This is a genomic window from Gordonibacter pamelaeae 7-10-1-b, assembly GCF_000210055.1.
Lineage (GTDB): Bacteria > Actinomycetota > Coriobacteriia > Coriobacteriales > Eggerthellaceae > Gordonibacter > Gordonibacter pamelaeae.
Genome location: NC_021021.1, coordinates 2,609,806 through 2,612,938 on the forward strand (window position 1 = coordinate 2,609,806; position 3,133 = coordinate 2,612,938).

A 3,133-nucleotide genomic window follows, 5' to 3' on the forward strand; every position below is an offset into this window, starting at 1 on the left:
CAAATGGCGAACGAGAACCGGATTCAGCGCAGGGGGCGTTCTCTCTGTACAGCTGGAGACGCCGCCCCGCATGCGCACTCCCGGCAACGTCCTGCGTCATTCTAAATAACACCTGTTCAAACGTATTGTAAAGCACTTTTGACACAGAAAAGGGTCGCGAAGCGAGACGTGTCAAAGCCCTTTGATGGTACACTTCCCTGCGTCATGGCAACCTTGGATCAACGAAGGGAAACGCATGGAGCTCGGCAGCCAGATCAAACGCCACCGAACGGAACGCGGACTCTCGCAAGACGACCTCGCCGCGAAGATCTACGTCTCGCGCCAGACCGTCTCAAGCTGGGAGAACGACAAGACCTACCCTGACGTGGAAAGCCTGCTGCTCCTTAGCGTCCTCTTCGACGTAACGGTCGACGAACTGATCAAAGGAGACGTGGAAGCCATGAAGGAAGCAATCGAGAACGACTACCGGAAGATGATCTACCTGGCGTGGGGAGGGACCGCAGTCGTGGTCGTCGGATGTGCGCTCTTCATCGGAGGGTTCACCTTCTGGGATTGGGGGCTCGTGCCGTCCGCCATCATCGGGCTGCTGGTGTGGGGCATCGGCTTGGTCATGCTCACGGTGGTCGAGCACCTGAAGAAGCAGCACGACGTGGTGACGTACCGCGAGCTGGTGGCCTTCTCGAAAGGTGAGCCCATCGACCGCAACAACGCCAAAAGCCTGCGCGCACGGCGGCATCCCGTGCTCAGAGGCGTGCTCCTCACCCTCGTAGCCGCCGCGGTAGGCGCCGTTCTAGGCTACTTCGGCTACCAGCTCTTCGGGTAGAGTCGCAGCGAGCAAAACGCACGTCGTGTGTCGATCAGAAGCAAGTTGATCGCGTTCACGATATCGAATATTCGGCTACGGTAATGGATTTGGAATTTTTTATCGATATATTACCGAATCGCGGGAATTCTTGTCCGAAGCCCGCTTTTGGGCATCCAACGTGCGGCTCTTCCCGCTGTTTTGGGCGGTTTTCTCGCCTTCGGAGGGGATTTCGGGGGCCTGATTGCCCGTTACGGTAAAATATCAGAAATTCTTTTCAATTCTATTACCGTAATCTAAATAAGAGGCCCTTCTGCTTTCCTCCAGCACCGAAAAAGCGCCCCGACCGGGGAGGTCGGGGTGGGGTCGGCGCACTTACTTCTGCGTGGTCTTCGCCTTCGTCTGGACCTTCTCGCCCTTGTCGACGGCAGAGCGGCCGCCGTGGTTGAAGCCGGTCTGGATGACGCCCTGGGTGTTGCCGGTGACGAACTTCGCCTTGTTCAGCGTGTCCATCTCCTTCTTCATATCCTCGACCAGCTTGATACACAGCTGCATCGAGAAGTCGGCGCGCGCCACGACGCGCTGGACGGTGGTGTCCTGCATATCGGCGGGCATCGGGTACGCGGGCACCAGCCAGCCGCTCATGCGCAGGCGGTCGGACAGGTCGTACAGCGACCACTCCACGTCGGCGTCGTCCTTCAGGCCCCAGCACACGATCGGAATGTGCGACGCATCCTCGTAGATCTCGAAGATGCCCATCTCCTTGAGCTCGGCGGCCAGGTAGCGCGCCACGTCGAGCGTGCGCTCCTGGATCTCCTTGAAGCCCTCGAAGCCGTTGCGCATGAGCACGTAGTACTGGCCCACGATCTGCGAGGCGCTGCGCGAGAAGTTGATGGCCATCGTGGCCTCCTCGCCGCCCAGGTAGCTCACCCAGAAGATCAGGTCCTCGGGCAGCGCTTCCTTGCTGCGCCACACCACCCAGCCGATGCCGGGGTACACGAGGCCGTACTTATGGCCGGAGCAGTTGATGGACCACACGTTCTTCAGCTGGAAGTCCCACACCAGGTCGGGCTCCACGAACGGGGCGAACATGCCGCCCGACGCGCCGTCGACGTGGATGCGGATCGGCAGCTTCGGATGCTCCTGGTTGTACGCTTCCACCAGCTCGTCGAGCTTCTGCACGTCGTCGAACTTGCCGGTGTAGGTGATGCCGAGGATGGCCGTAATGCCGATGGTGTGGTCGTCCACGTAGTCCATGACCGTGTCCATGTTCAGCGACAGATGGTCCTTCTCAAGCGGCACGAGGCGCATCTCGATGTCCCAATAGCGGCAGAACTTCTCCCAGCACACCTGGTAGCCTGCGGAGATCACCAGGTTCGGGCGCTGCTCGGTGTAGATGTCGATGCCGGCGTCCTTCGCCAGCTTCTTCCAGCGGAACAGCATGCCGAGGCCGCCCAGCATGCAGGCCTCGGACGAGCCGACGGTGGACGTGCCCATGGGCTCCTCGGCCGGGTCGGCATGCCACAGATCGCCGATCATGGCGACGCAGCGGTTCTCGAGGTCGGCCGTCATGGGGTACTCGTCCTTGTCGATGGCGTTCTTCTCCATCGTCTCGGCCATGATCTTCGTGGCCATGGGCTCCATGTAGGTCTGGCAGAACGTGGTGAGGTTCTGCGTGGCGTTGCCCTCGATGGACAGGTACTCCTTGATCATCTCGTAGGCGATGCGCGGCTCGACCGGCTGGTCGTTCATCTTGAGGCGCGGCATGGCCACATCGGATGCCTCGGAGCCGAAGATGGGCGTCGAGTACTTGGTGCCTTCGTCCATGCTATCGAGGATCTTGCTGGTAGATGTCTGTTCCTTCATGAAAACCTCCTGTTTCGAAGTGTGATACCTACGTTGTCGCCGCGCGCTACCGAGCGGGCTTGTTGGTGTCGACGTCCGTCTCGCGCCGCGGGTCGGGCGTATCCGGGTCGGCGCGGGGAACGCCCTCGCCCACCACGGCCTCGGTGACGCTCGCACGCAGCGAGGGGTCGCCCTCGGCCGTGCGGTCGAGCAGATCGTCGCGCACCTCGCCCGCGTCCTTGACGTCGTCCTTGCGCGCATGCGCCGCGACGGGAGCCTCGCAGGCAGGCGGTGCCTCATGGGCGCCCGCGCCCGTGTCGAGGTCGATCTCGCGCACCGCCACCTCGTCGCGCATGACGGGCTGGGGCTCGGCCGGCACGTCGTCCGTGCTGACCGTGGGACCGGAGTCAACCGCCATGGGGCCCGAGGGACGGCTGGTCACGCTGACCACCGCCGCCGAGATGCCGCGCGCGACCGTGGCGCCGA

At 62.2% G+C, this 3,133-nt stretch carries 2 protein-coding genes and 1 pseudogene; 1 reads left to right on the top strand and 2 read right to left on the bottom strand.

Translation table 11 applies throughout. The features are described 5' to 3' along the window. The first annotated feature begins 235 nt into the window (after positions 1–235). Positions 236–823: a helix-turn-helix transcriptional regulator gene (locus GPA_RS12115; RefSeq protein ID WP_015540039.1), complete on the top strand. Its 588-nt coding sequence runs from the start codon at positions 236–238 to the stop codon at positions 821–823. A 354-nt stretch (positions 824–1,177) separates the two neighbouring features. Here GPA_RS12115 and GPA_RS12120 read toward each other — a convergent pair whose 3' ends face one another. After that, a complete protein-coding gene (locus tag GPA_RS12120; RefSeq protein ID WP_015540040.1) occupies positions 1,178–2,668 on the bottom strand; it encodes a glutamate decarboxylase in 1,491 nt (496 codons plus the stop codon). A 46-nt stretch (positions 2,669–2,714) separates the two neighbouring features. Then, a pseudogene (locus GPA_RS12125) lies at positions 2,715–3,133 on the bottom strand (hypothetical protein); the annotation flags it as partial.

Excerpts from the sequence above, each read along its gene's own strand:
- GPA_RS12115 (WP_015540039.1), top strand. The coding sequence starts at position 236 with ATGGAGCTCGGCAGCCAGATCAAACGCCACCGAACGGAACGCGGACTC.
- GPA_RS12120 (WP_015540040.1), bottom strand. The coding sequence starts at position 2,668 with ATGAAGGAACAGACATCTACCAGCAAGATCCTCGATAGCATGGACGAA.